General features: G+C 72.2%; 2 protein-coding genes. Both read left to right on the forward strand.

Features of this window, described 5'->3' with window-relative positions:
* On the forward strand, positions 1 to 1,224 hold a 1,224-nt coding region (locus tag ABZV34_RS37960; RefSeq protein WP_356287399.1), incomplete at its 5' end, for a beta-ketoacyl reductase.
* A 48-nt stretch (positions 1,225 to 1,272) separates the two neighbouring features.
* Positions 1,273 to 3,184: type I polyketide synthase (locus ABZV34_RS37965; protein WP_356287402.1), on the forward strand; the 1,912-nt coding region annotated here is incomplete at its 3' end.

The raw sequence follows: 3,184 nt of genomic DNA on the forward strand, positions 1-3,184 counted from the left end.
CCCGAGGCGCCCGGAGCCGCCGCACTGCGCGACGAACTCACCGCCCTGGGCTGCCACGTGACCATCGCCGCCTGCGACGTCGCCGACCGCACCGCACTCGCCACGCTGCTCGGCCAGGTGTCCGACGAGGCGCCCCTCACCGCGGTCGTCCACACGGCGGGCGCGGTCGGGACGGCACGGCCGCTGGGCGACCTCACCCCCGAGGACGCCGCCGGCGTGATGCGTGCCAAGGTGCTCGGCGCGCAGAACCTCCACGAACTGCTGACCGGACACCCCCTGGACGCCTTCGTCCTGTTCTCCTCCGGCGCCGGCGCCTGGGGCAACGGAGGACAGGCCCCGTACGCCGCCGCCAACGCCCACCTCGACGCCCTCGCCGAACAGCGCCGCGCCCAGGGACTGCCCGCCACCTCGATCGCCTGGGGAGCCTGGGCGGGCGGCGGCATGGTCGACGAAGAGGTCGGCGGGCAACTGCTGCGCCGCGGCGTCCCGGCGATGGCCCCCGAACTCGCGGTCCGCGCCCTGGCCGGGGCGGCCACCGGGCGACAGGGCACCCTCGTGGTCGCCGACATCCGCTGGGACCGCTTCCTGGACGCCTACTGCGCCCACGGACACCGGCCGCTCATCGACGAGGTGCCCGAGGTACGGGAACTCCTCGCCGCCCGGAACGCCGCGCGGCCCGAGACCCAGGACGAGAGAGCCGACGCGGCCACCGCTCTGCTGGCCGAACTGGCCGCACTGGCCGAGGGCAAGCGCCGACGCCGGCTCGTCGACCTGATCCGCACCCATGTGGGCGCGGTCCTGGGACACGGACCGTCCGACACCGTCAAACCGGGACGCGCCTTCCGCGACATGGGGTTCGACTCCCTGACCGCGGTGGAACTGCGCAACCGGCTCAGCGGGGTCTTCGGCACCCGCCTCTCGGCGACCATCGTCTTCGACCATCCGACGCCGAACGCCCTCGCCGACCACCTGGACGCGGAACTGCTGCCGGCCGTGAGCGGACCGGCCACCGATCTGCCCGCCGGTCTGCGAGAGCTCGAAGCCGCCTACCGGCAGGCGTCCGACCCCGCCGCACGGCAGGCACTCACCGCATCACTGCGCACGCTGCTGGACACCTGGGCCGCATCCGAAGAGCCGGAAGAGGCGACGGTCGACGAGGAACTGCTCGCCGCCTCCGACGAGGACATGTTCGACCTGATCGACAGGGAACTCGGGATCTCCTGAGCGGAACCCCGTCATGGCTCCCGATTCTCGAAGGGCTGACTTTCTGCCATGGACAACAACGAGGACAAGCTCCGCGACTACCTCAAGCGGGTCACCACGGACCTGCGGCAGACGCGCCGCAGGCTCGCCGAGTTCGAGACCCGCGAGCACGAGCCCGTTGCCATCGTGGCGACCGCCTGCCGCCTGCCCGGCGGAGTCCGCACCCCGGAGGACCTCTGGACGGTGGTGAGCGAGGGCACCGACACCGTCGCGGCCATGCCCACGGACCGCGGCTGGGACCTCGACGCGCTCTACGACCCGGACCCCGACCGGACCGGCACCAGCTACGTCCGTGAAGGCGCCTTCCTCTACGACGCGGCCGAGTTCGACGCCGGGTTCTTCGGGATCTCGCCGCGCGAGGCGCTGGCCATGGACCCGCAGCAGCGCCTCCTGCTGGAAACCACCTGGGAGCTCTTCGAGCGGGCCGGCATCGATCCCGACACCCTGCGCGGCAGCAGCACCGGTGTCTTCATCGGCTCCAGCAACCAGGGCTACGCCGTCGACGGCAGCAACGCGCCCGACGACGTCGAGGGCCACCTGCTGACCGGCGGATCCGCGGCCGTCCTCTCCGGCCGGCTCTCCTACAGCTTCGGCTTCGAGGGACCCGCGGTCAGTCTCGACACCATGTGCTCGTCGTCCCTCGTGGCCCTGCACCTCGCCATGCAGGCCCTGCGCACCGGCGAGTGCTCCATGGCCGTCACCGGCGGCGCCACCGTCATGGCCACCACCCGCAACTTCGTGGAGTTCAGCCGCCAGCGCGGGCTCGCCACGGACGGACGGTGCAAGCCGTTCGCGGAGGGCGCGGACGGTACGGGCTGGGGCGAGGGAGTGGGTGTCCTGCTGCTGGAGCGGCTCTCCGACGCCCGCCGCAACGGACACCAGATCCTCGCCGTCGTCCGGGGTTCGGCGATCAACCAGGACGGCGCGTCCAACGGCCTGACCGCCCCCAACGGCCCCTCCCAGCAGCGTGTCATCCGCGCCGCCTTGGCCAACGCGGACCTCACCGCCCAGGACGTCGACGTCATCGAGGCGCACGGCACGGGCACCAAGCTCGGCGACCCCATCGAGGCACAGGCCCTGCTCGCGACCTACGGCAAGGACCGGCCCGCCGACCAGCCGCTGTGGCTCGGCTCGGTGAAGTCCAACATCGGCCACACCCAGGCCGCCTCCGGCGTCGCCGCCGTGATCAAGACGGTCGAGTCCCTCCGCCGGGGAGTCCTCCCCAAGAGCCTGCACGTCGACGAGCCGACCTCCCACGTCGACTGGTCCACCCAGACCCTGAAACTCCTGACGGAGGCCGTCGACTGGCCCGAGACCGGCAGGCCCCGCCGCGCCGGTGTCTCCTCCTTCGGCGGCAGCGGCACCAACGCCCACGTCCTCCTCGAACAGGCACCGCAGGACGAGGAGCCGGAAGAAACCGCGGCCGAGGCCCCCACCCCCACCGCCCTCCCCTGGCTGCTGTCCGCACGCTCGGACAACGCCCTCAAGGCCCAGGCCGAGCGGCTCGCCGCCGCCCTCGAAGCCGGTGACACCGACGCCGTCGACGTCGCCCACTCCCTGGTGACCGGCCGCGCCGCACTCGAGGAACGCGCCGTCGTCGTCGGCGCCGGCCGCGACGAACTCCTGACCGCCCTCACCTCACTCACCGACGGCGAGGCGACCCCCGCACTCGTCCGCGGCACCACCCAACGCGTCGGCGAGGACATCGACACCGTCTTCGTGTTCCCGGGTCAAGGTGCGCAGTGGGTGGGGATGGCGGTGGAACTCCTGGATTCGTCGCCGGTGTTCGCGGCGCGGTTCGGTGAGTGTGCGGTGGCGTTGGACGGGTTCGTGGATTTCGATCTGCTGGATGTGATCCGTGAGGGCCGGTCGTTGGACCGGGTGGATGTGGTGCAGCCGGTGTTGTGGGCGGTGATGGTGT

Source organism: Streptomyces sp. NPDC005195 (assembly GCF_040608315.1).
GTDB classification, from domain to species: Bacteria; Actinomycetota; Actinomycetes; order Streptomycetales; family Streptomycetaceae; genus Streptomyces; species Streptomyces kaempferi.